Origin of the sequence: Aliirhizobium wenxiniae (genome assembly GCF_019511445.1) — a bacterium.
Taxonomy (GTDB): Bacteria; Pseudomonadota; Alphaproteobacteria; order Rhizobiales; family Rhizobiaceae; genus Neorhizobium; species Neorhizobium wenxiniae_A.
Genome location: NZ_JAEUAN010000008.1, coordinates 158999 through 185780 on the forward strand (window position 1 = coordinate 158999; position 26782 = coordinate 185780).

Consider the following 26782-nt stretch of genomic DNA (forward strand, 5'->3'; position numbering starts at 1 on the left):
CTGCGGGTCCCATGCGTTTAAGGTGTACGATATCGAGACAGTATAAGTCTTTAGGAGAAAAGTCGACACTGTTTTTCGAACTATACTTATTTTTGCATTGCAAAAATGCGCAAACGAGAGATTATTTGTCAAATCAACATAACTACATCTATAGGTATTTTCCGAAGCTTTCATAGCTGTACTACTATATCGTAGTATCTCTCCATCACAGACGCTTTAGAAAATACAAAGTGAGTAGTTGCGAGACCAAGTTTCGACGGAAGGGGTACCCGCCGTAACTGTAGAACAGCGCACATGAGATGTAGCGTATCGTTCTGACGTCCCTACTTCTCAGGCGCGAAGACTCTTATTCCGGGGGATCAAAACAGGGCGAACTGAAACGGATCGGTTAAGCTGGCGGGCATGTCAGCGCCGAGATCCAATGGGGAGACAAAAATGGCCGTAGCCATCAAAACCTATGATCAGACCGCAGCTCTGTCCAAATTCGGCCCCTTGGCCAATTCTCAAGTAGAAATAGCGATACGGCCCAGCTGCGATCCCCGCAAACTGGCCATTATCGATGATCGCGCTCTGGATCGCGAATGCCTGGCAAGAAGCCTTGTTGCCCATGGCCTCGATATGTCCGTCGATGTATTCTCGTCCATAGATAGTTGGAGAAGAGCATCGGGGCCACGTCACGCAGGCATACTCATAAATATCGGGCACGGTGACTTCTACAACGACACATTCCTTGAAGATCTGCAGGGCCTGATCAAGGATTTCCCGGCCGTGCATGTCGTCATTCTGGCCGACAATCGCGACCTTCGTCAGGTCTTACGAGCATTCGAAGTGGGCGTACGCGGCTATATTTCTTCGGCAATCGGATTGACGGTCTGCGTCAATGCTATTTCGCTGGCTCTAGCCGGCGGCGCGTTCATTTCCGCTGAAACCCTCGATGACCTTCCGCAACTTATGGCCATTGCGGAAAAACGTGAGCGTCACCGCGCCGCCATGTTCACACAACGCGAGGCGGATGTGATCGACGCTCTGAGCCAAGGCAAACCAAACAAGATCATTGCGTACGAACTTACGCTTCGCGAAAGCACAGTAAAGGTCCATATCCGAAACATCATGAAGAAACTGAACGCGAGAAACCGCACGGAAGTCATCTTCAAGATATCGGACATGTACCAACATTGAGGCCTGTAAACGGCCCCCACGACTGGATACCTTTTCAGACCCCGATAGCTTGTCTTCAATAGCAAGTAGGTTGCAGGCCGGCCGATACCCGGGCGCTGTGGCTGCGGCAAAAAACGGCTTGGTTGCGGGAAGACATAGCGGACAGTTCCCGATCAGAAAGAAAACTGGATGGCTTGTCGCGTGTAGCGGTAGAGGAGTGATTTCCGATGATGCTGAATGAAGACAATGCGTTTAATCGGGCGGAGTTCGGCCCGGGCTTCCACGCAGATGGCGGTTATGTTGCCCTAATTGACCGGCGGACGCTCGAGCGGGAATGCCTTGCTCATAGCCTCGCATCTCATCAGATAAGCCGGCGCGTCCTGACTTTCTCCAGGTTGGCTGACTGGGAAGCTGCAAGGGATGACATAGGCTTGCCGGCCGTGGTCCTGTTTTATGCGGCACATGTGCGAGACGAAGCGACGATCGAAATTGCCCAGGTCGTGACTGCCGTATCGCCAGCGGCTGTCGTGGTCATGTCGGATGATGAGAACATCGGTGCAGTTCTCGACCTTATCTCCCTCGGCGCGAGAGGCTACTTGCCGAACTCCGTGAGTATAGACATCTGCATCCAGGCCATCAGCCTGGCGATTGCCGGCGGCCGCTTCATTCCTGCGAGCAGCCTGTTGAGCATCGGGAATGTTCTTGGCCTGACATCGCATAAACCTCTGTCACCGGTAAAGTTCACGCGGCGCCAGTTCGCCATTGCCGAGGCACTACGGTGTGGCAAGGGCAACAAGGATATCGCGCTGGAACTCGAGTTGTGCGAAAGCACCGTCAAGGTTCATGTTCGCAACATCATGCGCAAACTCGGGGCCACCAATCGTACAGAAGTCGCCTACAAGCTCGGTGACATTGCATGTGCACGATAGCTGGAGCCAGACGTCCAAACCTGACGCTTGGCAGATCTGCAGCGGCACCCGCCAATCATGCTCTGCCGATCGGTAGAGGCGGACGGCCGGGTTAGATATTCGCGTCTCCTTCATCAAGAAGGATGAGGCGGGCAGGAACACCTCCAACTTCGGCAAAAATGGCTCAGACAGCATATTGGCATTGTGGACCTGAGCAGTGCTTCGGGTCCGAAAATGGCAAGGCATCCAAGCGTCGAAACCGCATCCGAAGAGGATACATCACGGCTGGACAATCATATGAGGCAGCTTTTTTTCAACGCACGCATGTTCTGCTCGAATGCAGTTTTGAGCACCTGCATGATACTTATCGGCATTGTATCGCCGGCCCTCGCCGATAGCGCACCGATTGCACCGCAGTCCAAGGTGCAGATGACCGTCGTCCAGTGGTCTTCATCCAAAAGCCAATATGAGCGATGGGATGCGATAAGCGGCGAATATACGGTTTCGGACACGAATGCTCTCTTTTTGCCCTTTATAGGTCGCGTTCCGGTCGGGTCGATGGATGTCAGTGATCTGGCGGACGAAATTGCCAAGCGTTTTCAGGAGAAAATCAGTCTGGTCCAGCGACCTACGGTTACTCTCGAAGTCCTCGAATACCCACCTATCTATATTACTGGCGCGGTTTCTCGGCCTGGAGAATACAAGTTCTACCCTGGCCTTACCGTATTGCAGTCTTTGACGATGAGTGGCGGACCGCGACGCGCCGCAAGCCAACAGCATGTGCAGACAATCAACCTCAAAGGCGAGTTGCAGGAAATCGAACAGGCGCTGTTGCGGCATTCTGCAAAATTGGCGCGACTTCGAGCAGAGATGGCAGGAACCACAGACATCACCTTCGACAAGCCGACCGACGTCGACCGGCAATATGCTGCGGCGATTTTCGACCAGGAACGGGTCATAAGCCAGACCCGATCCAATGCACTGGAGAGGCAATCAAGAGCTTTTACGGAATTGGGCGACCTGCTGAATACCGAGGTCGATACGCTGAAGGAAAAACTGCAGGGTGCGGAAGCCAATGTCAAATCCGTGGAAGATCAACTGAATGGCGTCAGAAACCTGGTTGAACAGGGCCTAGCGATCACCTCGCGCCAGTTGGAGCTGGAACGGTTGCTCACGGCCTATCGCGCAGATCGTCTCGATATTCTCACCGCAATGATGCGGGCTCGCCAAGGGATAAGCGAGGCACGGAGAAACCTCGAGGGCCTCCATGACACGCGGCGAAGCGAAATCGCATCCGAACTGCAATCGGAGCAGGCGAATTTCGACCAGTTGAAAATGAAAAGGGAAACGACACAGAAGCTGCTCATCGAGAACCTCCTGGATGACGATGGTTCGCAACGGACGGGCGAAGACCTGCCGCTTGTCTTTACCGTGAGCCGACGGAGAGACGGGCAGATCAACCAGTTTATCGCTTCCGAAACAACGACACTGGTTCCAGGCGATGTCGTCAAGGTTACCCAACCTCTGCTTTCCGGTGGATCGTTCGGAGCGCCGCCCGTTCCAACTCCCGAAACGGGAACACTCCCCGATCAGGCTAGCCAATAACGCAGGACAGTCATCCTTGCGTGCCTGTCAGGACGCGAGGAAGCAGCAGGGACATTCGATGACCTACCCCCTGACACCATCGCGCAGTCAGACCTACACCCAGATCCTTAAGTCAACGATATGGATGGGTGGCTCTTCCCTCATCAATGTTGCGCTTGGCATCGTGCGCAACAAAGCCATGGCTGTTTTTCTCGGCCCCGAAGGCGTGGGGCTGATGGGCCTTTACGGTTCCATTATCGATATCGCGCAGGCCATTGCCGGGCTGGGTGTTGGCGGCAGCGGCGTGCGTCAGGTTGCAGAGGCTGCAGGTAGCGGTGACGACACGCGCGTGTCGCGAACAGCGGCGTCGCTCAGGCGTCTGTCGGTCTTACTCGGTTTGCTTGGTGTCCTTCTTCTCGCCGGGCTGGCATTTCCGATATCCAGCTTGACCTTCGGTGACCATCAGCATGTCAGCGCCATCTTCCTGCTTGCTCTTGCCGTTTTCTTCAGGCTGGTGTCTTCGGGAGAAAGTGCGTTGATACAGGGCTTGCGCGGCATCTCAAGCCTTGCCTATATCAACGTGCTCTCGGGCTTGTTTGCCACGATTGTCACCATTCCCTTGATCTACCTGTTCGGGAGCCAAGCGATTGCGCCGGCCCTTGTGGGGACAGCCGCGCTTTCAGCTTTTTCCATATGGTGGTTCAGCAGACAGATCAGATTGCCGGTAGCGTCCTTGTCTGCCCGTCAGTTTCGAGTGGAATCGACCGCCCTGCTTCGCCTCGGCGTCGCGTTCATGATAAGCACGCTGCTCACATTCGGCACAGCCTATCTCATCCGCATCATTGTTCTGACAAACGGAGGCGTGGAGGCGGCAGGACTATATCAGGCCGCCTGGGCCATCGGCGGTCTTTACACCGGCTTCATTCTGCAGGCGATGGGTACCGATTTCTATCCGCGCCTGACGGCGGCGATCGGCGACAAGGATGACTGTAACCGGCTTGTCAACGAACAGGCCGAAATCAGCATGCTGTTGGCGGGGCCAGGATTGCTTGCGACGCTGACACTAGCCCCCTTCATCATGAGCCTGTTCTATTCCGCCCAGTTTCAGGGCGCAGTGGAGCTTCTGCGCTGGCTTTGTCTCGGCATGATGCTTCGCATTATCGTCTGGCCGGTCGGTTTTATCATCGTGGCGAAAGGCGCGCAGAAAATCTTCCTCTGTACGGAAGTGGCCGCAACCGTCGTGCATCTGGGCCTGGCCTGGCTTCTTGTGCCAAAGCTCGGCGTTTCGGGATCCGGTGTCGCATTTTTCGGTCTTTATCTCTGGCACAGCGTTTTGATCTACATGGTGGTTCGACGCCTTACCGGCTTTCGCTGGTCCGCAGCGAACCGCCGGCACGGATTGATCATGCTGTCGCTATCGGCACTGGTATTTCTGGCCGTCGGCAACCTGCCGCTCTGGCTCGCTCTATCGACAGGGTCGGTCGCGGTGATCCTAATGTCGCTCTATTCCTTGCGTCGGCTGGTGCGACTACTTCCACCGGAGGCCCTGCCGGCAATCATCAGGGGATGGGTCACGAAATGGGTGTGATGGGCACATCATCCACTGCGCAGATAAGCGACCAGAACTGGATGGTGCGGAACAGACGTCCTGATTATGAGATCAAAAGCGGACCATCCTTTATGGCCTCGGCACAATGTTGGCGCAAGGCCTCGGTGACGCGTAGTAGCTCGATATCCGTCATTCCACTGTAGAGCGGCAGGATGATCGTTTCCTCCTGCGCCGACACGCTCCGGTCAAGAAGTGTCGCCGCGCGATGACTGTTGTGACTGCTATAGGCTTTTTCCAAATGGATATTCATGATGCCGCGTCGGCTGGAGATCCCCTGATCAAGCAGCATCTGCATGACGGCTCGCTGATCCAATTCAAAAGGCAGTCCCACACAAAAGCTTTGCCAATTGCTTCGGGCCCATTTCGGCTCGATGGGTAGAGACAATCCGATCGATGACAACTGCGCGCAATAGGCCCCGACCAATTGTCGCCGCTCCCTGACCAGCCCCGGCAAGCGCCGCAACTGTTCCCGGCCGATGGCGGCCTGCAGATCCGTCATGCGATAGTTATAGCCCAACTCTTCGTAATCTTCGAAGATGACCTGTTTCGATCCATGACGCGCGGTATCGGCAACACTCATGCCATGCTGGCGCCATAACCGGAACTTGCGATCCCATTCCGGACTGGAGGTTGTCAGCATGCCACCGTCGCCGGTGGTGATCACCTTTCGCGGATGAAAGGAGAAGCAGGCAATGTCTCCATGCGGCTTTCCAATCTTTTCCCATTGTCCGTTCCAGAGGATTTCGCTGCCTGTCGCGCAGGCCGCATCCTCGATAATCGGTATGGAGCGGCGTTTCCCGATTTCGACGATCGCACGCAGATCACAAGGCATGCCCAACTGATGTACGCACAGGATCGCCTTCGTTCGGGGCGTGATCGCCCCCTCGATGAGGTTCGGATCAATATTGTAACCACCCGCCTCGATGTCGACGAAAACCGGCAAAGCGTCGCAATAGCGGATCGCATTTGCGGTCGCGATAAAGGAATGACTGACGGTGATGACCTCGTCGCCCGCAGCGACACCGACCGCTTTCAACGCAAGGTGAAGTGCGGTCGTGCAATTGGAAACGGCGCATGCATGCGTAGCGCCGACAAAGGCTGCGAATTCATCCTCGAAGGCAGCCACTTCCGGCCCCTGGGTAACCCAACCCGAATGGATGACCCGTCTTACGGCCTCGGCCTCCTGCTCTCCCAAGGCAGGCCGGGCAACTGGAATGGAGGGTATCGACGCGATCATGCAGCTCGCCCTCCTGCCGCAGCCATGTTGAGCCGCCACCAGTCGACGAGCTCGCGCAGCCCATCTTCCAAGCTGATATCTGCCCTGAAACCAAGCTGGTCTTGCGCTTTGGCCGTGTCTGCAAGGCGGCGCGTGACACCGTTGACCGCTCTTGCCGGCTGGTGGTGGGTTTGCAGTGCCGAGCCCATCACTTTGCTGAGCAGCTGCGCAAGTTCCAGGAGACTTGTCTCTTCCCCGCTAGCGACATTGAAAACCTCATCGCTGACTTCGGATTTCGCAGCCAGCACATTCGCCCGGGCGATATCGCGAACGTGGACGAAATCCATGGTCTGACTGCCGTCTCCGTAGATAATCGGCGGCAAGCCAGCAGCCAAACGCTCCATCCAGCGTATCAGTACTTCGGTATAGGCCCCATGTACGTCCATGCGGGGGCCGTAGACATTGAAATATCGCAGCGCGACATACTGAAGCCCGTACATGTCGTTAAAGCTTCGCAGCAACCCCTCATTGAAGGTTTTCGCTGCACCATAGAGCGTGCGATTGTTATAGGGGTGATGCGCCTCAGTCGTCGGGAAACTCTCGGCAAGCCCGAGCACAGACGCCGAAGAAGCGGCAACGACTTTCGAAACGCCTGCATTCACGGCGGCTTCGAGAACATTGAAAGTGCCTTCCGCGAGCACTTCGAAGGCGAGCCTCGGCTCTTCGGCGCATTGCGTTATCCGGATGGCTGCCTGATGGAAGATTATATCGACATCCTGGCACACCGACGCAAGCAAGGTTCTGTCGCGAATGTCTCCCTCAATCACATCAACGGGGGACAGGCTCATCGCCGTGGCAAGATTTTCACGGCGTCCGCGCACGAAGTTGTCAAGGACGACTATCCTGCTCGGTTGTTCTCTTGCAACGAGATCGGCAATATGTGAGCCGATCAGCCCGGCGCCGCCGGTGATAAGTATGCGCTTACCCTTCATGATGTTCCTCACGAAATGTCGTCACGCTGGGATCGTTGTCCATGCGCCAGCGTATGAATTTTGCCGGGACGCCTGCCACGACGGCATAGGGCTCGACATCGGAAACGACCACCGCGCCTGCGCCGACAATGGCGCCCTTGCCGACGCGCACGCCCGGAAGGATGGTCGCGTTTGTTCCGATATCGGCCCATGCGCCGATAAGGGTCGGCTTGATCTCGAGGTCGGTGCGGATGATCGGGACGTTTAACGGGATGCCCGTGTGGGAAGACCCAAGCAACTTGGCGCCAGGTCCCCAACCGACATATTCCTCCACGATCAGGTCACGCGCATCGAAATAGGCCATAGGGCCGATCCAGACATGATCGCCGATGACGCATCTGCCGTCGAAACGACCCTGGATATAGGCTTGGGAACCGATGAAGACGCCGTCGCCGATTTCGAAGGTTTCCGGATGCTTGAAGCCCGCCCCGCTTGCCACCTGCAGAGATGAGCCGCAGCGGCGGGCAAGACCCTGCCAGATGGCGCTGCGCATCACGGCGTCGATAAAGCCATCGCCGATGGCGAAGCGGCCATAGACGTCGATCAGGCCGGCATGACCATAAGTCAGCTTGAGTTGCTCACCCAAACCCACAAGGTAGGCCGGGTCTTCCGACTTTTCGATGCGACCGTGAACCGCCTGCACATGGCGCACCCGGCCCATGACGTCACTCGACATAGGCGCTCTCCAATGCCGCAACCACCACATCGAGTTGTGACGTAGTCATTTCCGGGTAGATCGGTAGCGAAAGAACCTCGCGTGCCGCGGCCTCCGAAACCGGAAAGTCACCCTCTCCATAGGCCAGGTCGGCATGCGCCTGTTGCAGGTGAATGGGGATGGGATAGTGCAGCCCGGATTGGACGCCCTGTTCGGCGAGCACCTGCCGCAACCTGTCGCGACCGCAAGATCTTATGGCATAAACGTGATAGACATGACGCCGCCCGATTGTCTCGACGGGTGTGCTCACATCGGGGATGGCTTCAAGCAGACGAGTATAGCGGCGGGCATGAGCGCGACGCATCTCCGTCCAGCCCTCGATATGCCGGAGCTTGACCCGCAGAATAGCGCCTTGAATGGCATCCATGCGATAGTTGAAGCCTTTCAACACGTGGTGATAGCGCTGCGCCTGCCCCCAATCCCGCAGCATTCGCATGGCACTCGCCTGATCATCGTCGTTGGTGACGGCCATGCCTGCTTCGCCGCAGGCGCCAAGGTTCTTGCCGGGATAGAAGCTGAAGCAACCGGATCGTCCGATACTGCCGGCCCGGCGGCCTTTGTATTCGGCCCCATGAGCCTGGCATGCATCTTCAATGACGGCGATGCCGTATCGGGCGGCGATGACCTCCAGCCCATCCATATCCGCCATCTGGCCATAAAGATGGACAGGAACGATCGCCTTGGTGCGAGATGTGACCTTCGCTTCTACCTGCGCCGGATCGATGGTGAGCGTCTGCGGCTCCACATCGACGAAGACAGGCCGCGCGCCGGCGTAGCAGATCGCTGAAGCGGTCGCGACGAAGGTGAAAGGCACGGTAATGACCTCGTCGCCGGGGCCGACACCGGCAGCAAGCAAGCTCAGATGAAGCGCGCTCGTGCCGGAGTTGACGGCGATCGCATGTCTGACGCCGCAATAGTCCGCAAACTCTTGTTCGAAACTCGCGACTTCATCGCCCAACGTGTATTGCCCTGAAGCAAGCACGCCGAGGACTGCAGCATCGATCTCGCTCTTGATCGATGCATATTGCGCTTTGAGGTCCAGCAACGGGATCATGCTATCCGCCTCATTTCTTCAAGCTCGATCACACGACCGCGCTGCGCCAGCGAACTAGTTGCCGCTTCGAGAATGCGCACCACGCGCAACCCGGCAAAACCATCGGCAACCGGCCTTTCATTCTGCTCGATGCAATCGATGAATTCGTTCAATTCATGCTTCAACGCCTCGGTCATATCGAGCCGTGGGGCGTACATGTCGCCGCTGCGATAACCGACGAGCATCTGATGAACCTTCTCGCCGTAACCGGCATGGGTATCCCCATTCATGGTGATGCCCTTGTCATAGATCTTGATTTTTTCGCTGGGTTCGAGATCGTCATAGACGATCATCTTGCTGCTGCCGCCGACCAGCGTCCGTCGGACTTTGACCGGAGCCAGCCAGTTGACGTGAATATGGGCGATCATCTTGCTCTCGAAGAAGAGCGTGAGATAGGCGATGTTCTCTGGCTCCCCCATCAGGTGGCTCATCCCGATCGCTGAAACGGCGACCGGTTTTTCGGGCAGCACATAGTCCAGGATGGAAAGGTCATGGACCGCGAGATCCCAGATCACACTCACATCATGCTGGAACAGGCCAAGATTGACCCGGACGGAATCGTAATAATACATGTCCCCCAGCCCGCTCTCGACGAGCTCCCGCATCTTGCGGACTGCTCCGGTATGGACAAATGTATGATCGACAGCGAGTACAAGGCGACGTCGCAGCGCCTCGTCGACCATGCGTGAGGCTTCCTCGGCAGTAGCCGCCATTGGCTTTTCGACGAAGACATGCTTGCCGGCCATCAACGCTTGCATTGCGAGCCTGAAATGGCTGGAGACCGGGGTGGCGATGGCGATAGCATCCACCTTTGAATCGGCAAGCACTTCCTCGAAGTCCGTGGTCGTTTTGACCGACGGATATCGCCCGCGAACACTTTCCAAGCGACCTGCATCGCGATCACAGACGCTGACGAGCTCGGCACGGGTCGTTTCGGAAATATTGCGCACGAGGTTCGGGCCCCAATAGCCGTACCCAACAACAGCGAAGCCGATCATCGCCCCCTCCCCACCGATTGCATTGCGAGATTTGCATCGCCGACCCGTCCGATTATCCGTGCCGGAACGCCGGCTACGATGGCGTGATCGGGGACATTCCTTGTTACAACCGCGCCAGCACCGATTTGCGCCTCCTCGCCAATCGTGATGCCGGCCAGGATGGTGGCATTGCTGCCAATCGACGCGTGGCGCCTGACCAATGTGGGAACAACGACCCAATCCCCCGCCGTCTGACGACTGCCATCCGGATTGACCGCACGCGGGTAGATATCATTGGTGAACATCACCCCATGGCCGACGAAGACACCGTCTTCGATGGTCACGCCTTCACAGATGAAAGAATGACTGGAAATTTTGCAATTGCGCCCGATCAGGGCATTCTTCTGGACCTCGACAAAGGTGCCGATGGCAGTGCCTGAGCCGACCGTGCAACCGTAGAGGTTCACCAGATCGGGATGATGGATGACCGCACCATCATGAAGAACGACGTCGGATGAAATCATGCCCCCTGCCCCTTCGCCATGCCGTCCGAAAACTTTTTTTGCCGGCACAACGGCCAAACGAAACATCGATAGCTTCGCTTGCGGGGCCGACATTCTGTCATCCCAGAAGATTGTTTTTGGCCGTGCGAGTAAAGAAACACAAACGGCGAGGCGGCCTCACCTAAAGGCGTATATCTCTGCAATTTTGGGAGTTTGGGCGGCAAAACCGCAGGATTTTCGAGGTTTCGGGCCATCCACGGCTAAGCAGCCCCGAACAGGCCTGCAGAACTCCGTCGGCATCTGATGCCGTCGGCGCAAAGTCGGGTTCTGCGATACGCAGTCCATCGAATTTCAGTCAACCGATCGCCCAAATGTGGAGTTTAAAAAGCTCCACAGTCTTGGCCCTACGAGCTGCTTTAATGCCAAGTTGACCCAGGGGGCGGAGTTGCGCCCTTCAGGATAGACCTCCAGGGCAAAACGCTGAATGGCATCAGCTGCGGCGATGTCCCGCCTGTTGAAAGCTGCACTGGCTTGTCCTATCGCCTCTTTTCCGAGTTCTCCGAAAAGAAAATGTCGCAACGCGTCATCCTTCCGGACATTGGACGCGGCCTGCTGAAACAACATCTCGATCGCTTTTCTTCGCTGTCGAAGATCCGGAAGAATGTCATCCATGCAGTATTTCAAGGACATATTGGCGTCATGTCTGCGATATACGGCCTGATCTTCATTGATGAACCCCACGTCGGCATGAGAGGCAAGCCGCAGCCACATCTCCATGTCACCAGCGTGAGGGAGTTCCTTGAGATAGCCCCCGACATGTTTCTGAAGCTCCGTTCTAATAACGGCCGTTGGCGTAGGAACAATGTTTGTTGCTCCACTCAGTCGGATGAACTCCGATCCGGAATATACCATGACGTCTTTGATGCCGTTCGTCGCAATCGGATCGAAGCTTTGGGTCGTCCCGTCCGGCCTGGAAATGATCGCGTTGCCGAAAACGAACCCCACACTTGGTTGTTTAAGCATCAACTGGGCCGATCTGCTGAGCGCTCCGGGCAGAAGATAATCGTCTGCGGAAAGGAGTAGAAACAGATCACTTTCCGCCCAATCGATGCCTTCGTTATAGGTTGCGATATGACCTCTGTTGACGTCGTGCCGCCGGTAGATGACCCTTTTGTCCCGATGGCTCAGGTCCATACCGACAACCTGCGTGTCATCGGGAGACGCGTCGTCCAGAATGAGCACGCGAACATCAACACCCACTTGCGAAAGAACGCTTTCGACGCATTCTTGCAAGAGATGGGCGTAGTTGTAGCAGGGGACGACGACATCAACCCGAAGAGAGCGTTGCGGATCAAAGCCGCCAACAGTTTTTGCGGTATGCTTCTGAGGCGCAACCGGACTTTGCGCGCCCGCGCGATGCCGGCCGTCGCTGGGCGTCTCCTCCCGACGCAGTTTGATCTCATCCATGCTCAGATTCCTGATTAACCATTACAGGCTGCGAGTCACGTCCTTTTCCGATAGATCTGACCCGAAATCTCATCCACCTCAGCAACGCCGATCGTACAAAAAGCCGGGAGAGGAGTCGCTTCGAGCCACTGAAGAACCGCTCGCGGAGTGTCAGGGCAAAGCGGGTACGTGATCGATACGCATCGTAAAACCCGACATTGGGACTCAAACTCCCGATTTTCCAGGGCTTTACGTTGGTGACGAAGTGAACGATCCTGAGGTTCTGCTCACGCATGATGGGCGCAATCGCCTGGCATGGGTCAAACTGGAAATTCCAGCATTGTTTCAGCTCTTTCCATCGTCCGTTACAAGCGAAATTCAAGGCATCCTGATCCGCATATTCCGTCTCTGGAAAATGGTCCAGATATTCGAGCGCACGTTCGGACACCCGCTCGCTGCGCCATTTTTCCAAATCGAGGAAAATCATGCCTGCATTGAAGTAGCGGTCTACCGGAAGACTGGTCTTGACGCCGGAACCGTTGCCTGCGGCAAGCCTGTCGAGACAATAGTCCGGGACGGCAGCCATGATGGCACCGTCCAGATCAAGACGCCATAACGGCTCCAGTGCATCGAGAACGATAATGTCCGCGTCCAGATAGAGTGCGCTCTTGCAATTGGTCGGCAAAAAACGCGGCAGCAAAAGCCTTGCAAAAGTCATTCTCGAAATGCCTGGTCGGGTGGAGAACCGACTGGCAAAGGAAAACGTGTCGATCGAATGCCACGTCATCGTCGCCGAATTCTCAGGCAGCGAGTTGAATATGCGCTGTTTCGTGGCGTCGGCCATTCCCTCGTTGATAACATGAATATCGAGGGGCCACGCCTGCATATTGCTTTCGGCCAGAGATCTTAGCGCTGTTGCTAGAGGTACGGCAAATGCTGCATCGGCTGCGAACACGATCGGACCAAACGCCTGCTTTGCTGTTAAGGGGGGGGCTGCCGCTGCAGCCGCATCCCTGGCCCCGCCCCTCAATACGGCCGCCCCCTTGACTGGTTGATCGACGTCGGCAGCCATGGGACTTACCGCGCACCATCTTGGACGGTCACTCCAAGGTCCTGAAGGGGTCGATATGGTGTATTTCTTTGCCGTGGCTCATAGTCTCGCGCCGGCGCTTTTCCTCCCGAAAGTATCCACTCGAAATAGGCGATCGTTTTTTCGAGACCTTCGCGCAGGGCTATCTTCGGCTCCCAGCCGAGCTCCTGCCTTGCGCGACTGATATCCGGCTTCCGCTGCGTCGGGTCGTCTATAGGGAGCGGCTTGAAGACAATTTCCGATCGTGAGCCTGTCAATTCGATCACCAGTTCCGCCAGCTCACGGACATGGAATTCGCCCGGATTGCCGAGATTGATCGGACCCGTCAATGCCGAGGGAGCGCCCATAAGGCGGACCAAGCCGTCGATCAGATCGTCCACATAGCAGAACGACCGGGTCTGCATGCCATTTCCAAAGACGGTGATCGATTCGTTACGAAGCGCCTGGACGACGAAATTCGAAACCACGCGACCGTCATTGGGATGCATACGCGGCCCATATGTGTTGAAAATGCGCGCCACCCGAATGTCTACGCCATATTGGCGATGGTAATCGAAAAACAGCGTCTCGGCGCATCGCTTGCCTTCATCGTAACAGGCCCGTGGCCCTATCGGATTGACGCTGCCACGATAATCTTCGTTTTGGGGATGAACAGCCGGGTCACCGTAGACTTCGCTTGTCGATGCCTGCAGGATTTTTGCCTTTGTGCGCTTGGCCAAGCCAAGCATGTTGATCGCACCATGGACATTTGTTTTCACCGTCTGGACCGGATCGAACTGGTAATGCACTGGTGATGCAGGGCACGCGAGATTATAGATCTCGTCCACCTCGACATAGAGAGGCACGGTGACGTCGTGGCGGATCGCCTCGAAGTGGGGATCGTCGAGAAGATGGATGATATTGTTGCGTGACCCCGTGTAATAATTGTCCACACACAGAACATCATTGCCGTCTTTCAAAAGTCTTTCGCACAGGAAAGACCCCAAAAATCCGGTACCACCGCTTACCATAACGCGTTTCTGTCCATGCATGGACTTGCTCCTTGTAAGTTTGGTGAAAGACCCTCCGAAGGCTCAGTAAGCCCCGTTGCGCCTGCAGACTGCGGGAATTGTTCTGATGAGGATGTGCAAATCGAACCACAGCGATCGATTATCGATATAGAATTCATCAAGCTGCTGCTGCTGTCTGATATCCGCATCGCTTCGAGCGGAAACCTGCCATAGTCCAGTCAAGCCTGGAGTGATCGCACGCCGTTTCTCGCGAAATTTTGTGTCCATTGCCTTCAGGTGATAGTCCGGGAACGGTCTCGGTCCAACGATGGCCATTTCTCCGGAGATGACATTCGCCAGTTGCGGAAGTTCGTCGAAACTGCTGGACCGAAGCGCATGGCCGATGAAGGGCAGGATGCGTGGATCCTTCTTCAGCTTGAAGCTGGTTTCCCACTCGGCTTTTATGACGGGATTAGTACGCAGCAATGTATCAAGACGCTTTTCGGCATCTGTGTACATTGTTCTCAGCTTCAGTATTCGTAGCGGCTTGCCTGACAATCCTTCCCGCGTGTGCCTGAAGAATACCGGGCCTGGATCGATGGCGTAGATCGCTGCGGCAGCAACAAGGATGAATGGCGCAAGCACTATCAATGCCGGCACCGCTATTGCGAGATCCAGAATGCGGTGCGCTAGCCGGGGATTGGCCAAGTCTCCACTTCCAGCCAGCCGCAGCCCGATCTCACCCCGTGCATCTGCGGGTTGCAGGCCATTAATCTTCAAGTCCGGCGTATCGCAGAGAAGAATGACCTCGTCGAATTTTCGACGAAGTGTCGCGAGGTCTGGAAGCGTGGCGTTGAGCTCACCAGCGACCAAGGCGATCACAGCTCTATTGGCAGACGGCACCGATACGTCGGCTGATGACAATTCCGGTTTGATCCCGAACTGCCAGCGATCATTAAAATACGTCACGAGCCTGGAGACTTGATCGCGCTCGCCCAGGATCACCGCCCGTTCCCCCCAGATATCAAGCCTGTGGCACCAACTCCGTGCGCCCCGGTGAAAAAACAGTTGAAAGATCAGCCCTAAACCAAGGAACAAGACAATATTCGAAACCACCCCCTGCCCATCTGGCAGAAGCAGTGCTCCGATCGTGGAAAGGAGTGTTATCTTGATAAAGGCCGTGGCGCGCCGATGTAGATGCTCGTGCTCATGCAGCCGATATCCGGGATAGAGGCCCGCCAATGCGTTGAGAACAACCGCTGCCAATGCAGCGAGCATGAAAACTCTCTCCGGCAGCATATTTACCGACGTGCCGGAAAGATAGGATATAAGAAGACAATAGGATGCCAGATAGGCAGTAATATCAGCCATGATCAGAATTGACGGCACGGTCAGCCTGGTCATTTTGCGCTTCAGCGCGACTGAAATGTCCAACAATTTCGGCTGAGCGAGTTGCGCCGCACCGTTCTGACCTGTTGCGGACAAGGTGGGCCTGATCAGGACTGTTCCCAAACCACTGACCGCAGTCACGTTTGACAGTCCGGATAGCCTAGCTCGGAATGGAAATGGCATGATGATCCTACTCCCCCTTGGGCATAGCTCCCAATCCATTGTCCCCGGGATTAGTCCTCGATGGGAAACTCTCGAAGCCCCAGTTTTTGTAATGCACTCAACGATATGAAGGTCGGTACGACACGCGCATAGCGACGCCACAGCCGTTGCGGCTCGCAGAGAAGGCGAAACGCCCATTCAAAGCCGCTTCGTTGAATCATTCGCGGAGCCTGGCGTACGAGGCCCGCATGAAAATCGAAGGCTGCTCCAACTCCGATCAGCATCGAGGCATCCAGATGGTCACGCATACGCGCCATCCAGAGCTCCTGTTTGGGACTGCCAAGACCGACCCAGACGATGTCTGCTCCAGAGCGATTGATACGGTCGGCAACATCCACCTCCTCCTGTTGCGACAGCGCCCGAAAAGGCGGCGCATAGGCGCCGGTGATCTTCGCGCCGGGAAATCGTTTCAAGAGGTTCGCCTGTAGCTTTTCCAAGGCATGCTCCGTTGCGCCGAACAGGTAGTGGCGCAGGCTCTGAGATCTGCCTTCGTCAAATAGCGCTAACATCAGATCAGGCCCGTAGACCCTGCCGCTTTGCGAATGCCCCGCATGTTTTAGCGCCCACACTAACGGCATCCCATCGGGGGTCACGAGAAAAGCCCGATTGTGGATCGACCGCAAAACCGGATCGTCCTGGCACCGAACGACGCCATGCGCATCACGAACGCAGACATAGTGCTTTTCGCCACTTCCGATCGATGCCTGGATAAGCCCGGCAGCTGTTTTGAGGTCGACTGCCGAGATGCGAACTCCAAGAACGTTTACCCAGGTCTTGGATGTGCCCGGAGCACGGAAAGATGTCTTGCTTGGATTGACTGGCAGCTTTCTCATGAAATTTACTTCCGCGATACAATCTGCTGCCAGGATTATATCGGAAGCAATTTCTCTTCAATATTTCCACCTATAGCCATATTCCTTAGTATTATTGCGAAAAATTGATCGCAAACCGACGAAACGTCCGTTTGGATGCGATTGAAATGACCTTTCCCACCCATTTTATATTTCTGCAAAGCCAAACCTACTCCAAATGGATAGTTTGATATCGATGCCCGGAAAGAAGATATTCTTCGCGATTTCAAATCTCGGCGTGAAAGGTGATTTACGAAATGAGCCACGCCGGACACTGGCCAACACTAGATTGAAGACGCGACCGAGGCCTGAACCTGTTTCCACGCCGATAAGAGCGTAATCGGCATCCAGAGGTTCACGGGACGCTCAGTACCGAAGTGATGACATCGCCAGTTCTCAGTAAGATTGCGCGCCTTTTTTGAAGGCCTCAGACACGCCCTTAACAGTTGGAACCTAATATGATGCGTGTACTGATTTCAGCCTATGCATGCGAACCCGATGCAGGATCCGAGATGGCGAAGGGCTGGAATTTCGCCTGCGCGCTCGCTCTTCAGGGACATGACGTTACCGTTCTTACATGCGGCAGCCATCACCGTCATGCAATCGAGCGTTACTGCATTGATCATCGTCTACCTGGCCAAATGAACTTCGTCTGGCATGATGTTCCTGGTCGAGCAGGCCCAGGATACCAGAAAGCTGAAAAGATCCGTCAACATTATTACATGTGGCAGGTAACGGCTCGCAAATTGGTTGCCAGGCTGAACGCCGAGCGACCGTTCGACGTGATTCATCATCTGACATGGACGGTTCTACGCTGGCCTTCGTTTTTGGGCGGTCTTGGTCCTCGTTTCGTTTTTGGGCCGGTTGGAGGAGGAGAAACAACGCCATGGCGGCTAAGACAGGGCTTTCCCAGCCGTGGATGGAAAATCGAAATACAGCGCGATATTCTCAATATCTGCAGCCGGTTCGATCCCATGGTGCTGTACTGCCTATACAAAGCCGACGCGATCCTTGTAACCGACCATGCCACCCTCCGCCATGTGCCGATATGGTGGCACAAGAAGACGTCTCTGGTGGCGGATATCTATGCACCGAGCGTTGCCGGACCGCCCTCACAAGTCGATACGGAAGGATCGAAGGCACCTTCGATCCTGTTTGCAGGACGCCTTGAATATTGGAAGGGTGTACAGTTGGCTCTGGGAGCTTTGGCAAGGCTGCGTACGGAGATTCCCGACCTTTCTTTTACGATTGCCGGCGAAGGCCCGGAGGAAGGCTATCTGCGCAAGATCGCGGCCGAACTCGGAATAGAGGAGCGGGTGAAATTTAGAGGAAAGCTGCCTTACGGCGAGTTGCACCAACTCTACCTGACGCATGAACTATTCGTGTTCCCAAGCCTTCATGATTCTGCAGCTCAGGTGATCGGAGAGGCAATGGCCCACGGCCTGCCTGTTGTCTGCCTGGATTTGGGAGGCTCGGGGCTGGCAATCAATCCGGATTGTGGCCTTGTGGTTTCAACCAAAGGACAGGATACCAAGGCTGTGGAGCAGCAACTTGCCACCGCCATTGCGCGCGTCATCAAGGACAAAAATCATCTGGCGCGGCTGAAGAAAGGCGTGATGGAGCGAGCTGGCAGCTTCAGCCATCAGCAACGCGCACATCGAATGGTAGAGCAATTCTACAAGCCGCCTTCTTTGGATTCGGCCTTTTTGGCAAGGCCGTCGGCATCACTGAAGCGTTGACGATCAATCTGGACGTTCGACCGTGCTACCCGTGTCCAGCCCCGTCCTTTCGAGATCATACAGACTTCCATACTCTCCCCCAGGCATTGAGCCAGGGCTTACCCTGAAGCTTCGATCGTTTAGTTTGCCGATATAGCGATTGCGAGCGAATTGGACATATCTGGACTGGTGAGACGGAGCGTAAACGTAAGCTGCAAGCCCCTCACGGTTATCGACCGAGACCGTATTGTCCTCTATGCGGTTTGGGTTTGCCCAATCCGGTCGCCATCCCCTGCCGGTTCCATCATCAACGCGAAAGGCCGCGCCTGAGCCATTCCTGATCTGGTTTCCCGTGACCAGATTACTCCAGCCGCCATTGATGCCGATCGCAGCAACATTGCCCGAGAGCGTGTTATTTTCGATGCGCACGCCGCTCGCCCGGCCATCGGTATAAATTGCCCAACTGATCGGACTGGGCCATTCGGAGATGTCTTCATAACCAGGAGGCCAGAATGTCCCATCGGCCCGGTTCATCAGATGCCCCGTGCCGGTTACCAGATTGTTGCGAATGCTACTGTTCAGCGGGTCCCCCTGCACGCCCATCATCTTGATGGCGGCGCCGTCTGCTGTTTGCTGATTGGCATTGCGGATCACGTTTTTTTCGATAACAGCGTCATACACGGCATCCTCGAGCCCCCAGATCGAGCCTCCTGCGATCCCGAACTGAGCGGTATTTTCGATGACGTTGTCAGCGATCCTGATATCATTGCCTGCCTGGAACCATATGCCGGCGGTTTCAAAAAAGACCTTTCCGATATCGGAGATCTTGTTTGACAGGATCTTGCCTCCGTTCGATTTTCCGGGACTACCCCAATCCTTGCCCATATAGATCCCGTTACCGGCAGTGTTGCTAATAGTGTTGTTGGCAATAAGGACATTGTTGCTCTCCGACACATGGATGCCGACACCGACATTGGTAACAACATTGCCTAAGAGCTTAACATTGTCGGAATGCTCCAGTCTGATGGCGCCATAACCTCTTGTCTCGGTATAAAACTTGCCGCTTCCATCGGGCGCTCCATCGCGAAGCGACAAGCCTGCCACCACCATCCCATCAGCGTCTTCCAGCTTGAAGAATGTCGGCAAAATCCCCGCGATCATATGAGGTCCGGGCGGATTTCGATCAGCGGAAATGTAAGTTAGCTGGCCACCTTGATGATCGTACCACCATTCCCCTGCCGCATCGAGGAAGGCTTTGGCGCCGGCCAGGAAGTAGCGACTGCCTTCGGAGGTGAAGAAATGGCCGGTCCCTCCGGTCCGGACGGTGTGTGTCGCAGCTTCGATAATATCGACGGGCAGCGTATCGCTGCCCCATTGAGTGCCAGGCTGGTTGCCGCCGACAATGTGAGCGACCAGCCCAGCGGTATCGTCTAACGGGGGAAGATCCCCGGGATGATAGCAAAACCGGGTATTACCTTCCCAGACATCGATGGGCGGCTCGCACTTGGCGGCAAACAACCATCCCTTGCGCTTGTCGCCGTCAGAAGGCGCATTCGGAAACCGTGCCTGAGGTTGAACCGTCCCGTTGACGATGAGGTTACCCACGCTCACATCCGGGGGAAGCTTCAGCGGTGCAGTCCACCGGCCATCAGCCAGTATTGTCCAGTCCCGCATCCGCAAGCCCCCATGTAAAACCGGGCTTTCATTACACTTTGCCGCGACAATCAAACCCGCATCGCGCTGATCGAAAACAATTGCCTGAGGCAGGTAATAGTCTCCCCCGGCTATTGCGATCGTGCTTTGGCCACTTGCCATCCGCGCCGCATCCCGCGCAAATTCGATCCTGGCAAAAGGGCCATCGGTCCGCTGAGCGTTCGGCATGGAAAGGCGTCCGCTCCAAGCATCGTCTCCGTCAGGAGAGACGTAGAAAACTGTTCGATCGGTGGGTTTGGAGCCAGCATTGGTCAAGATTGTGCGGCCAAGCTTGGCCGGCGATGTCGGCAGTGACGCGTCAACGCACGTCTCTCGGCTGACATTCGGTTGCAACGGATTGGGCTCATCTTGGTCCGATCTTGATGAGGCAATATGGCTCGACTGCAGGGTAAAAGCAGCGAGCGCTATGCAGGAAATCAGCCTGGTCGCGGAACTCATGAGATATGCGCACCTCTGATCGAGTGTTCTTTCCAGCGCATCTGGTTTCAGCGAACGAGCGGCGCAAAATTGGCGACACATGAGGATAGCCACACGCGACCGAGCTAGGCCACGAACCGGAAAACCAGAATACGCAACGATAACGGCCAGCGTTGCAGCCTGCGCTTTGCTTCGAAGCACTAGCCAGATGGCGCACCTGACAATCAACTCCTGCAAACGAAGAACGGATTACACCGAATGTCTTAGTGGCAATCGAAAGTGCCGGTGACCTTACTCCCTTGGGAGATACCTGCTTCCCAAGGAGGAGGAACGACCAAAGCGGCCTGCCCATAAGAGCAGGTTATGTGGCCAGGCATTCGAAGGTAATTTGTCGACGAATGAGCCGGCTGAGAGACAGGGCAAAGGATGATCCCTGAACCACCGTGGCGTTTCAACCCAAGGAGATAGGAAGCGCCTTAGCCAAATGGACAAGTACTCGCATTTTCGGCTTTGCCGACCACAAGCTGAGCCCAGCGACCTTTTGAGAGTGTCATGACGCGACCGGCCATCAGTGTTCTCATCAATAATTACAACTACGGCCGCTTTATTGGACGCGCGATTGACAGTGCGCTGGCACAGAAAGGGCCGCTTGCAGAGATCATTGTGGTGGATGACGGCTCCAGCGACCAGTCCCGCGCGCTGCTTGAACCTTACAGGGATCGGGTCACCCTGATTTTCCAGGAAAACAAAGGGCAAGCCGCAGCGATCAATGCTGCCGTCAGGGCAAGCGCGGGGGACATCCTCTGTTTCCTGGACGCCGACGACTGGTGGGGGCCTGAAAAGCTGGCGTCAATTTCCGCCGTATTTAATGCGGATGCCGAGATTTCACTCGCCTATCATCGACTTCAGCCCACTTTCAGCGACGGAACACCTACCCTCAAGCCTATTCCCCGAACACTGTGTTCCGGCGATCTCTCGCGCTGGCTCAGCAGGTCCGCAGGCTGTTGGCCGTTTCCGATGACATCCGCCATCGCGGTTCGGCGAAATGCATGGAACGTGGCAGGCGACATCCCGGAGCAATTCAGAATATCCGCAGATTTCTGGCTTGCCGGAATCTATCCTTTCCTGGGGCGCGTGGCTGCACTGCCCGGTGCGCTTGGATTCTACAGGATCCATGACAACACATGGTACCGGCCGGTTGATGATGCGGCGATGTTGCGCAAGCGCATGGCGCATTGGGTCGCGACAGTTGATGTGATGAACCGGTTTCTGTCGTCCCACAACCCGCCTGCGACGCTGCGATTGGCGGATCACTATCCCTATCGGGTGGCATTGGCGCAGATGGAGGGGGGGGATCTCCGGACCCGCTTTCAACTTGTCATGCGAGGTCTTGCTTTCGCCGGCGAACCGAACCTGATGAGACGCATGCGTGACGCGCTACGCGCAGCCTACAGCCTGCCTCGCCGCGGCAAGCAACTTGGATGGGCGGAGGATGTGCAATGAAGGCGCTGCTTCTGGCCTCCGAGCTGGAGGACTACACGATCTCCTTTGCAAGCGGCCTCGCCCAGCATTTGAACGTCGTTTTGGCCGTCCCTCGCCGGCGTTACGGGCATCTCGCATCCTGGTTCGACCCGGCGGTCGATCTGCGCCTCCTGGAGTGGCCAAGACACCGGTCACTACTGAACCCATGGTTCCTGCGAGGGCTCACCCGGCTGATCAGGCAGGAGCAGCCCGACCTCGTCCATCTTTTGAGCAATAGTACGATTTGGCTGAATTTTGCTGTGCCGTTCTGGCGCTCGATCCCCCTGGTAACCACCATCCACGATGTGGATGTGCATCCCGGAGACAGCGATACACGCACTCTGCCAGCTTGGGCGCCAAGATTGATGGTGCGACAGTCGCCGCATATCGTTGTGCATGGGGAGGGCCTGAGGCAATTGGTGCTTGAGCGCTTCTCAAAGTCGGCTAACAACGTCCATATTCTCTCCCATCCGGCCATTCCGCGCTATGCTGAACTGGCTCAACGACAGAAAATGGCGCCATGTCGAGCAGATGGGGTTATACGGGTTCTGCTGTTCGGGCGAATTTTCGCCTACAAGGGTCTTGAGCATCTGGTGCGTGCCGAGGCTCTCCTGAAGGGCTGCTCTCCCGATCTGCGCTTTATCATCGCGGGTCGCGGCGACGACCCTTGGATCTATCGGCCACTCATGGGCGATCCGCGCCGCTATGATATCCGCAATCGGTATATCGAAGACGCGGAAGTCGCTCAGCTTTTCCTGGATACGGATATCGTGGTGCTCCCATATACGGAAGCCTCACAAAGTGGGGTTCTCAATGTGGCTGCCGCGTTCGGCAAGCCAGTTATCGTAACCGACGTTGGCGAATTACCATCCACAGTCCTTTCCAACGAACTAGGGCTCGTGGTTCCGTCAGGGGATGGCGAGAGCCTGTCTCGAGCTATCCTGTCCTTGGCGCAAGACAGCGAGCTACGCTGCAAGCTTGGGGCAAACGCGCTCGTCTGGTCACATGGAGCCAATTCACCAAAGCAGGTCGGGGCACAAGCTGCGGACCTTTACCGCAAGGTGACGAAAACATGCAGGTAAATGTGCTTTCCCAGGCAGACCGCATAGTATCGGCACCCACCTCGTCCGTTCGCCATTATGTGCCGGGAGGATGTGAAAGTGGTGGTGGCATCGGCAGGCTGGTCGGTTACATATCGCATGCGGCGAAGGATACTGACCGCAAACATCTGGTAACGGACACGCGGGGGCTGGCATGGTCGTTTACGACATCGCCAGCACGTCTGCTGGCCGCAATATTCGCAATGGCCAAAGATCGCGTCGCGGTTCCTGACCGCATACATCACATCCATGTCGCCGGTCGCGGCAGCACTTCACGGAAACTGATCCTAACGGGGGTCGCCCGTTTTCTCGGATGTCGTCACATACTTCATCTGCACGACTACGACTATGCGCACGACTTTTCTCAGCGCACGCCAAGACAGCAGGCGCACATACGCAGAATGTTCCGAAGCGCTGATCATGTCGTTGTATTGGGGCACCGTGATCATCTCACGCTGACACGGGATCTAGGCGTTGATCCACGACGCATCGCAGTTATCCGCAACTGTGTCCCGGACCCCAAGAACCGTATTGTTCAGGTCCTCAAACAACGGCATGAAAATCCGCCGCTCATTATTTTTCTCGGACGGCTGAGTGAGCGTAAAGGCGTAAGGGAGCTTCTCCTTGCGCTGAGCCAGCCAGTCATGAAGGCGCTTCGTTGGAAAGCCATTATTGCCGGTGACGGTCCCGTCGAAGACTATCGAAATCAGGCAGAAGCCCTGGCGCTCGCGGACGTCGTGGAAATGCCGGGTTGGCTTGGTGCCGATGAAACGCGGGCCTTGTGCTCGCGGGCAGATATTCTGGTTCTGCCCTCCCATGCCGAAGGCCTGGCAATGGCGGTCATCGAAGGACTTGCTCATGGGCTCGCGGTGGTGACAACCCGTGTCGGCGCGCATGAAGAGGTGATCTGCGACGGTGACACCGGCGTCTTTGTACCGGTCGGGGACAAGGACGCACTAGCAACGGCATTGGCAAACTTAGTCCAGGACAAAGAACAACGCCGCCGATTGTCCGCCCGAGGGCGCCTTCATTATCTCAATCATTTCAGCATGAAGACCTACATGCTTTCGCTTGAAAACTTATACGACACCGTCTCTGCGCAACCTCAAACTTCCGTCGGTGCCCCATGACGATCACGACGCTGCCGATAGACCGCAACAGGTCATTGTCGACCATGCGGTATGATCCGCTCCTTCAAAGCCATGAGGCGGCCGATGACTTCGATCTGATGGCCGGTGTCCGCCTCATCCGCCGAAGGATCCTGTTGATAATCGCGCTCTCTATACTGCTGATAGCTGCTGCATTTCCCTTCATTCGGGGAATGCTCCCGACCTATTATGCCGAGTCCCGACTGATGATCCACTCACCTCTGTCGGCATCGCTCGCCACGGATGTGTCAGACCGTACAGGCTGGTTCGACATTACGGCTGAAACCGAAAGGCTCCTGTCGAGAAGCACAGCGGAACGGGTCATCCGTGATCTTCAACTCACCGAACGGCCGGAATTTAATCCGGCATTGCGGAAAACCTCGCTCATTGACAGTTTGCGGGGCATTTTGAGAAATCCGACCGGCAGCGAGATAGCCCCCTTGCCGCAGCCATCCGGGCTCGATGGTATAGTCCTCGAATATTACCGGGCGTTACGCATCCAGCGCGATGGTCAGGCGAACGTCATCAGGATTGGATTTTCGTCCCGCGAACCAGCGTTGGCAGCGGCAGTCCCGAATTACCTGATCAGTATCTATAGCGACGAGCGGCAAGACCGACTTCGCATTCGTTTGGACGCAGCAGAAAAATGGGTTCAGCAGCGCATAGGCGAACAGCAGGATCGTGTCACCGCGGCGCGCGAAAGCGTTGATCGATATCGAAGCACAATGGGCTCGGTGTTGGAGGATGATGCCAAGGGCACAACGGCGACAATGATTGCGGCTTTGAGTGATCGAAGATCGAAACTTGATCTGGCCAGAGCGCAGACACGCCTTACAATTTCTCATCTGGAAATTGGAGGCGCGGCATCGCTCGCCGTGGAGGGGGCACCCATTCCGGAAAGCCTTGGCGAAATGCAACGCGACCTTGCAGCTCAACAAAGGGATCTGGACCGAATTCTCGAGGTCTACGGCGAGACAGCTCAAGCTGTCATCGACCTGCGAGCGCGGCTGGCAAGAGCGCGCGCGGACTTAAATGTTGCAACGGGTCGATATCTCGAAACGCTGCGCGTCACGCTGAATGATCTTGACCGCGAAGATACCGAAATCCAGCTGGCATTGGCGGCCGCTCAATCGCAGAGAGCACGCAATCTAGAGGCTCAAGCCGAAGCCGTGCGACTGGAACGTTCGGTGGAAAAAGAGCAATTGGCAATAGATAAGATCGAGGATCAGCGCCGCATGCTTGCTGATCAGGCCCGTTCACCAGGAGCCGAAATCGAATTGTTGTCGCCGGCAACGACTCCGCTTGCACCGCAGGGGCGCGGCCGCCTGTTCTATTTTGTCGGCGCTCTCATCGCATCAGTTTGTTTCGCGGTTACCATCGCGTTTGTCGTCGAGATGCTGGATAAAACCGTCCGCAGTTTCGATCAGATATCCGGCATCAGCCACATCACGCCGCTCGGGCTTGTACCGCGTCTGCGGCGCAAGGAGCGGTCGCAACAGCTGAACCGGACGCGAGGCGGCAGGTTCGATGACGCTATCCAAACACTCATAGCTTCGCTCAAGCAATCCTGTGGTGGAAAGCTGCCCGGGAGCATCGTCGTGACGTCATCACTGAAGGGCGAAGGCAAATCGACGATCGCCAGGTCACTTGCGATCGAAATTGCGGAAAGCGGGGTTGGCGTCATTCTCGTCGATGGTAATCTTCGAAACGGCAATCTTTTTTCGGCGTTCAATTCCGATCAGGTGCACGGATTGAATGAATTCGTTAGACGCAAAACAAGACTTGCTGACATCGTACATCATCACGCTCCGACGGGAATCGATTTCATTCCGGCCGGAACGCCAGATCTCTATCGACGCGCATATCTGGCTGACATTTCAGAAATCATCGAGATGGCGCGTCTTAAAGGTCAAATCATCATATTCGACAGTGCCTCCGCGCTGAATTCGACCGACACAATGCATCTTACAGGCTTGGTAGAGCGAACGATCCTGGTTGTGCGCTGGGCAAGAACGACGCGCAGAATAGTCGAAATCTGCGTCCGGCATCTTCGCGGAGCGGGCGGCGCAGATGTTCTCGTCGCCATCAATAACGTCAATCCCAAGCGACATGCGATGTACGGTTTCACCGATGCAAACCTGATTGTCGCCTGACTGACGACGAGCAGGGCTCAGAGCCTGACCATATGATTTTTGACGCCCGCGATCTTGCTGCATGCTGCCGAGGAAACCTGGGATCGTGTCGTTGACAGCAACAGCGCCGGCTTGCGGTATCGTCCAGTCCTGGCTGCAAAAGCGGTGCGTTCTCGTCCTGTCTACATCTCTTAGGTCAGTTCCGCGAGGTGACAGATTGCACCTATAATTCAGCAGAGCGATGGGCACCAA

The 26782-nt window shown here is 56.0% G+C and carries 21 protein-coding genes; 9 read left to right on the forward strand and 12 right to left on the reverse strand.

The features are described from left to right. The first annotated feature begins 435 nt into the window (after positions 1–435). The 4 genes from JNB91_RS12195 (at position 436) to JNB91_RS12210 (ending at position 5238) form a co-directional block, all read left to right on the forward strand. Positions 436–1179: a response regulator transcription factor gene (locus JNB91_RS12195; RefSeq protein WP_220325781.1), complete on the forward strand. Its 744-nt coding sequence runs from the start codon at positions 436–438 to the stop codon at positions 1177–1179. Between the two features lie 206 nt (positions 1180–1385). Then, positions 1386–2087, forward strand: coding sequence for a response regulator transcription factor (locus JNB91_RS12200; protein WP_220325782.1), 702 nt, complete (start codon positions 1386–1388; stop codon positions 2085–2087). Positions 2088–2363: 276 nt separating this feature from the next. Then, on the forward strand, positions 2364–3671 hold the full coding sequence (locus JNB91_RS12205; protein WP_220325783.1) for a polysaccharide biosynthesis/export family protein: 1308 nt from the start codon (positions 2364–2366) through the stop codon (positions 3669–3671). 58 nt (positions 3672–3729) lie between these two features. Then, positions 3730–5238 carry an O-antigen translocase gene (locus JNB91_RS12210; RefSeq protein ID WP_220325784.1) on the forward strand — a complete coding sequence of 503 codons (1509 nt, stop codon included), beginning with the start codon at positions 3730–3732 and terminating at the stop codon, positions 5236–5238. Between the two features lie 64 nt (positions 5239–5302). On the opposite strand, the gene JNB91_RS12215 is transcribed toward JNB91_RS12210, so the two are convergent. The 11 genes from JNB91_RS12215 to JNB91_RS12265 form a co-directional block, all read right to left on the reverse strand. After that, positions 5303–6496, reverse strand: coding sequence for a DegT/DnrJ/EryC1/StrS family aminotransferase (locus tag JNB91_RS12215; RefSeq protein ID WP_220325785.1), 1194 nt, complete (start codon positions 6494–6496; stop codon positions 5303–5305). Next, positions 6493–7467: an NAD-dependent epimerase/dehydratase family protein gene (locus JNB91_RS12220; RefSeq protein ID WP_220325786.1), complete on the reverse strand. Its 975-nt coding sequence runs from the start codon at positions 7465–7467 to the stop codon at positions 6493–6495. Before JNB91_RS12220 ends, JNB91_RS12215 begins: the two co-directional genes overlap by 4 nt. Further along, positions 7457–8182 carry an acyltransferase gene (locus JNB91_RS12225; protein WP_220325787.1) on the reverse strand — a complete coding sequence of 242 codons (726 nt, stop codon included), beginning with the start codon at positions 8180–8182 and terminating at the stop codon, positions 7457–7459. The genes JNB91_RS12220 and JNB91_RS12225 overlap by 11 nt, the downstream gene beginning before the upstream one ends. After that, positions 8172–9275, reverse strand: coding sequence for a DegT/DnrJ/EryC1/StrS family aminotransferase (locus JNB91_RS12230; protein ID WP_220325788.1), 1104 nt, complete (start codon positions 9273–9275; stop codon positions 8172–8174). The genes JNB91_RS12225 and JNB91_RS12230 overlap by 11 nt, the downstream gene beginning before the upstream one ends. Next, positions 9272–10312, reverse strand: a complete 1041-nt coding sequence (locus tag JNB91_RS12235) for a Gfo/Idh/MocA family protein (protein ID WP_220325789.1) — start codon at positions 10310–10312, stop codon at positions 9272–9274. Before JNB91_RS12235 ends, JNB91_RS12230 begins: the two co-directional genes overlap by 4 nt. After that, complete coding sequence (locus tag JNB91_RS12240) at positions 10309–10815, reverse strand: acyltransferase (protein WP_220325790.1); 507 nt, start codon at positions 10813–10815, stop codon at positions 10309–10311. Before JNB91_RS12240 ends, JNB91_RS12235 begins: the two co-directional genes overlap by 4 nt. 330 nt (positions 10816–11145) lie before the next feature. Further along, a complete protein-coding gene (locus tag JNB91_RS12245) occupies positions 11146–12261 on the reverse strand; it encodes a glycosyltransferase family 2 protein (RefSeq protein ID WP_220325791.1) in 1116 nt (371 codons plus the stop codon). Then, positions 12254–13312, reverse strand: coding sequence for a glycosyltransferase family 8 protein (locus tag JNB91_RS12250; protein ID WP_220325792.1), 1059 nt, complete (start codon positions 13310–13312; stop codon positions 12254–12256). The genes JNB91_RS12245 and JNB91_RS12250 overlap by 8 nt, the downstream gene beginning before the upstream one ends. A 5-nt stretch (positions 13313–13317) precedes the next feature. Continuing rightward, positions 13318–14361, reverse strand: coding sequence for a UDP-glucuronic acid decarboxylase family protein (locus tag JNB91_RS12255; RefSeq protein WP_220325793.1), 1044 nt, complete (start codon positions 14359–14361; stop codon positions 13318–13320). Between the two features lie 42 nt (positions 14362–14403). Then, the gene (locus JNB91_RS12260) at positions 14404–15849 is read right to left on the reverse strand and encodes a sugar transferase (protein ID WP_346269315.1); all 1446 of its coding nucleotides are present in this window, start codon (positions 15847–15849) and stop codon (positions 14404–14406) included. Between the two features lie 92 nt (positions 15850–15941). Next, positions 15942–16763 carry a WecB/TagA/CpsF family glycosyltransferase gene (locus JNB91_RS12265; protein WP_220325795.1) on the reverse strand — a complete coding sequence of 274 codons (822 nt, stop codon included), beginning with the start codon at positions 16761–16763 and terminating at the stop codon, positions 15942–15944. A gap of 479 nt (positions 16764–17242) precedes the next feature. Here JNB91_RS12265 and JNB91_RS12270 point away from each other — a divergent pair, with 479 nt between their 5' ends. Continuing rightward, the gene (locus JNB91_RS12270) at positions 17243–18520 is read left to right on the forward strand and encodes a glycosyltransferase family 4 protein (RefSeq protein ID WP_220325796.1); all 1278 of its coding nucleotides are present in this window, start codon (positions 17243–17245) and stop codon (positions 18518–18520) included. A 3-nt stretch (positions 18521–18523) separates the two neighbouring features. Here JNB91_RS12270 and JNB91_RS12275 read toward each other — a convergent pair whose 3' ends face one another. Further along, entirely contained in the window at positions 18524–20650 is a 2127-nt protein-coding gene (locus JNB91_RS12275; protein ID WP_220325797.1) for a right-handed parallel beta-helix repeat-containing protein, read from the reverse strand. A gap of 531 nt (positions 20651–21181) precedes the next feature. Between JNB91_RS12275 and JNB91_RS12280 the strand changes: the two genes are divergently transcribed. Genes JNB91_RS12280 through JNB91_RS12295 form a run of 4 tightly spaced genes read left to right on the forward strand, consistent with a single transcriptional unit; the run spans position 21182 to position 26551 of the window. Continuing rightward, entirely contained in the window at positions 21182–22132 is a 951-nt protein-coding gene (locus tag JNB91_RS12280) for a glycosyltransferase family 2 protein (protein WP_220325798.1), read from the forward strand. Beyond that, positions 22129–23232: a glycosyltransferase family 4 protein gene (locus JNB91_RS12285; RefSeq protein WP_220325799.1), complete on the forward strand. Its 1104-nt coding sequence runs from the start codon at positions 22129–22131 to the stop codon at positions 23230–23232. The genes JNB91_RS12280 and JNB91_RS12285 overlap by 4 nt, the downstream gene beginning before the upstream one ends. Then, positions 23223–24380: a glycosyltransferase gene (locus JNB91_RS12290; protein ID WP_220325800.1), complete on the forward strand. Its 1158-nt coding sequence runs from the start codon at positions 23223–23225 to the stop codon at positions 24378–24380. Before JNB91_RS12285 ends, JNB91_RS12290 begins: the two co-directional genes overlap by 10 nt. Then, complete coding sequence (locus JNB91_RS12295; protein WP_220325801.1) at positions 24377–26551, forward strand: GumC family protein; 2175 nt, start codon at positions 24377–24379, stop codon at positions 26549–26551. Before JNB91_RS12290 ends, JNB91_RS12295 begins: the two co-directional genes overlap by 4 nt. Positions 26552–26782 lie beyond the last annotated feature (231 nt).

What these genes read in the sequence shown, in the direction of transcription:
- JNB91_RS12200 (WP_220325782.1), top strand. Translation starts at nt 1,386, where the DNA reads ATGATGCTGAATGAAGACAATGCGTTTAATCGGGCGGAGTTCGGCCCG.
- JNB91_RS12245 (WP_220325791.1), bottom strand. Translation starts at nt 12,261, where the DNA reads ATGGATGAGATCAAACTGCGTCGGGAGGAGACGCCCAGCGACGGCCGG.
- JNB91_RS12220 (WP_220325786.1), bottom strand. Translation starts at nt 7,467, where the DNA reads ATGAAGGGTAAGCGCATACTTATCACCGGCGGCGCCGGGCTGATCGGC.
- JNB91_RS12210 (WP_220325784.1), top strand. Translation starts at nt 3,730, where the DNA reads ATGACCTACCCCCTGACACCATCGCGCAGTCAGACCTACACCCAGATC.
- JNB91_RS12225 (WP_220325787.1), bottom strand. Translation starts at nt 8,182, where the DNA reads ATGTCGAGTGACGTCATGGGCCGGGTGCGCCATGTGCAGGCGGTTCAC.
- JNB91_RS12215 (WP_220325785.1), bottom strand. Translation starts at nt 6,496, where the DNA reads ATGATCGCGTCGATACCCTCCATTCCAGTTGCCCGGCCTGCCTTGGGA.
- JNB91_RS12205 (WP_220325783.1), top strand. Translation starts at nt 2,364, where the DNA reads ATGAGGCAGCTTTTTTTCAACGCACGCATGTTCTGCTCGAATGCAGTT.
- JNB91_RS12295 (WP_220325801.1), top strand. Translation starts at nt 24,377, where the DNA reads ATGACGATCACGACGCTGCCGATAGACCGCAACAGGTCATTGTCGACC.
- JNB91_RS12285 (WP_220325799.1), top strand. Translation starts at nt 22,129, where the DNA reads ATGAAGGCGCTGCTTCTGGCCTCCGAGCTGGAGGACTACACGATCTCC.
- JNB91_RS12265 (WP_220325795.1), bottom strand. Translation starts at nt 16,763, where the DNA reads ATGAGAAAGCTGCCAGTCAATCCAAGCAAGACATCTTTCCGTGCTCCG.
- JNB91_RS12240 (WP_220325790.1), bottom strand. Translation starts at nt 10,815, where the DNA reads ATGATTTCATCCGACGTCGTTCTTCATGATGGTGCGGTCATCCATCAT.
- JNB91_RS12230 (WP_220325788.1), bottom strand. Translation starts at nt 9,275, where the DNA reads ATGATCCCGTTGCTGGACCTCAAAGCGCAATATGCATCGATCAAGAGC.
- JNB91_RS12195 (WP_220325781.1), top strand. Translation starts at nt 436, where the DNA reads ATGGCCGTAGCCATCAAAACCTATGATCAGACCGCAGCTCTGTCCAAA.
- JNB91_RS12235 (WP_220325789.1), bottom strand. Translation starts at nt 10,312, where the DNA reads ATGATCGGCTTCGCTGTTGTTGGGTACGGCTATTGGGGCCCGAACCTC.
- JNB91_RS12255 (WP_220325793.1), bottom strand. Translation starts at nt 14,361, where the DNA reads ATGCATGGACAGAAACGCGTTATGGTAAGCGGTGGTACCGGATTTTTG.
- JNB91_RS12290 (WP_220325800.1), top strand. Translation starts at nt 23,223, where the DNA reads ATGCAGGTAAATGTGCTTTCCCAGGCAGACCGCATAGTATCGGCACCC.
- JNB91_RS12250 (WP_220325792.1), bottom strand. Translation starts at nt 13,312, where the DNA reads ATGGCTGCCGACGTCGATCAACCAGTCAAGGGGGCGGCCGTATTGAGG.
- JNB91_RS12280 (WP_220325798.1), top strand. Translation starts at nt 21,182, where the DNA reads ATGACGCGACCGGCCATCAGTGTTCTCATCAATAATTACAACTACGGC.
- JNB91_RS12270 (WP_220325796.1), top strand. Translation starts at nt 17,243, where the DNA reads ATGCGTGTACTGATTTCAGCCTATGCATGCGAACCCGATGCAGGATCC.
- JNB91_RS12275 (WP_220325797.1), bottom strand. Translation starts at nt 20,650, where the DNA reads ATGAGTTCCGCGACCAGGCTGATTTCCTGCATAGCGCTCGCTGCTTTT.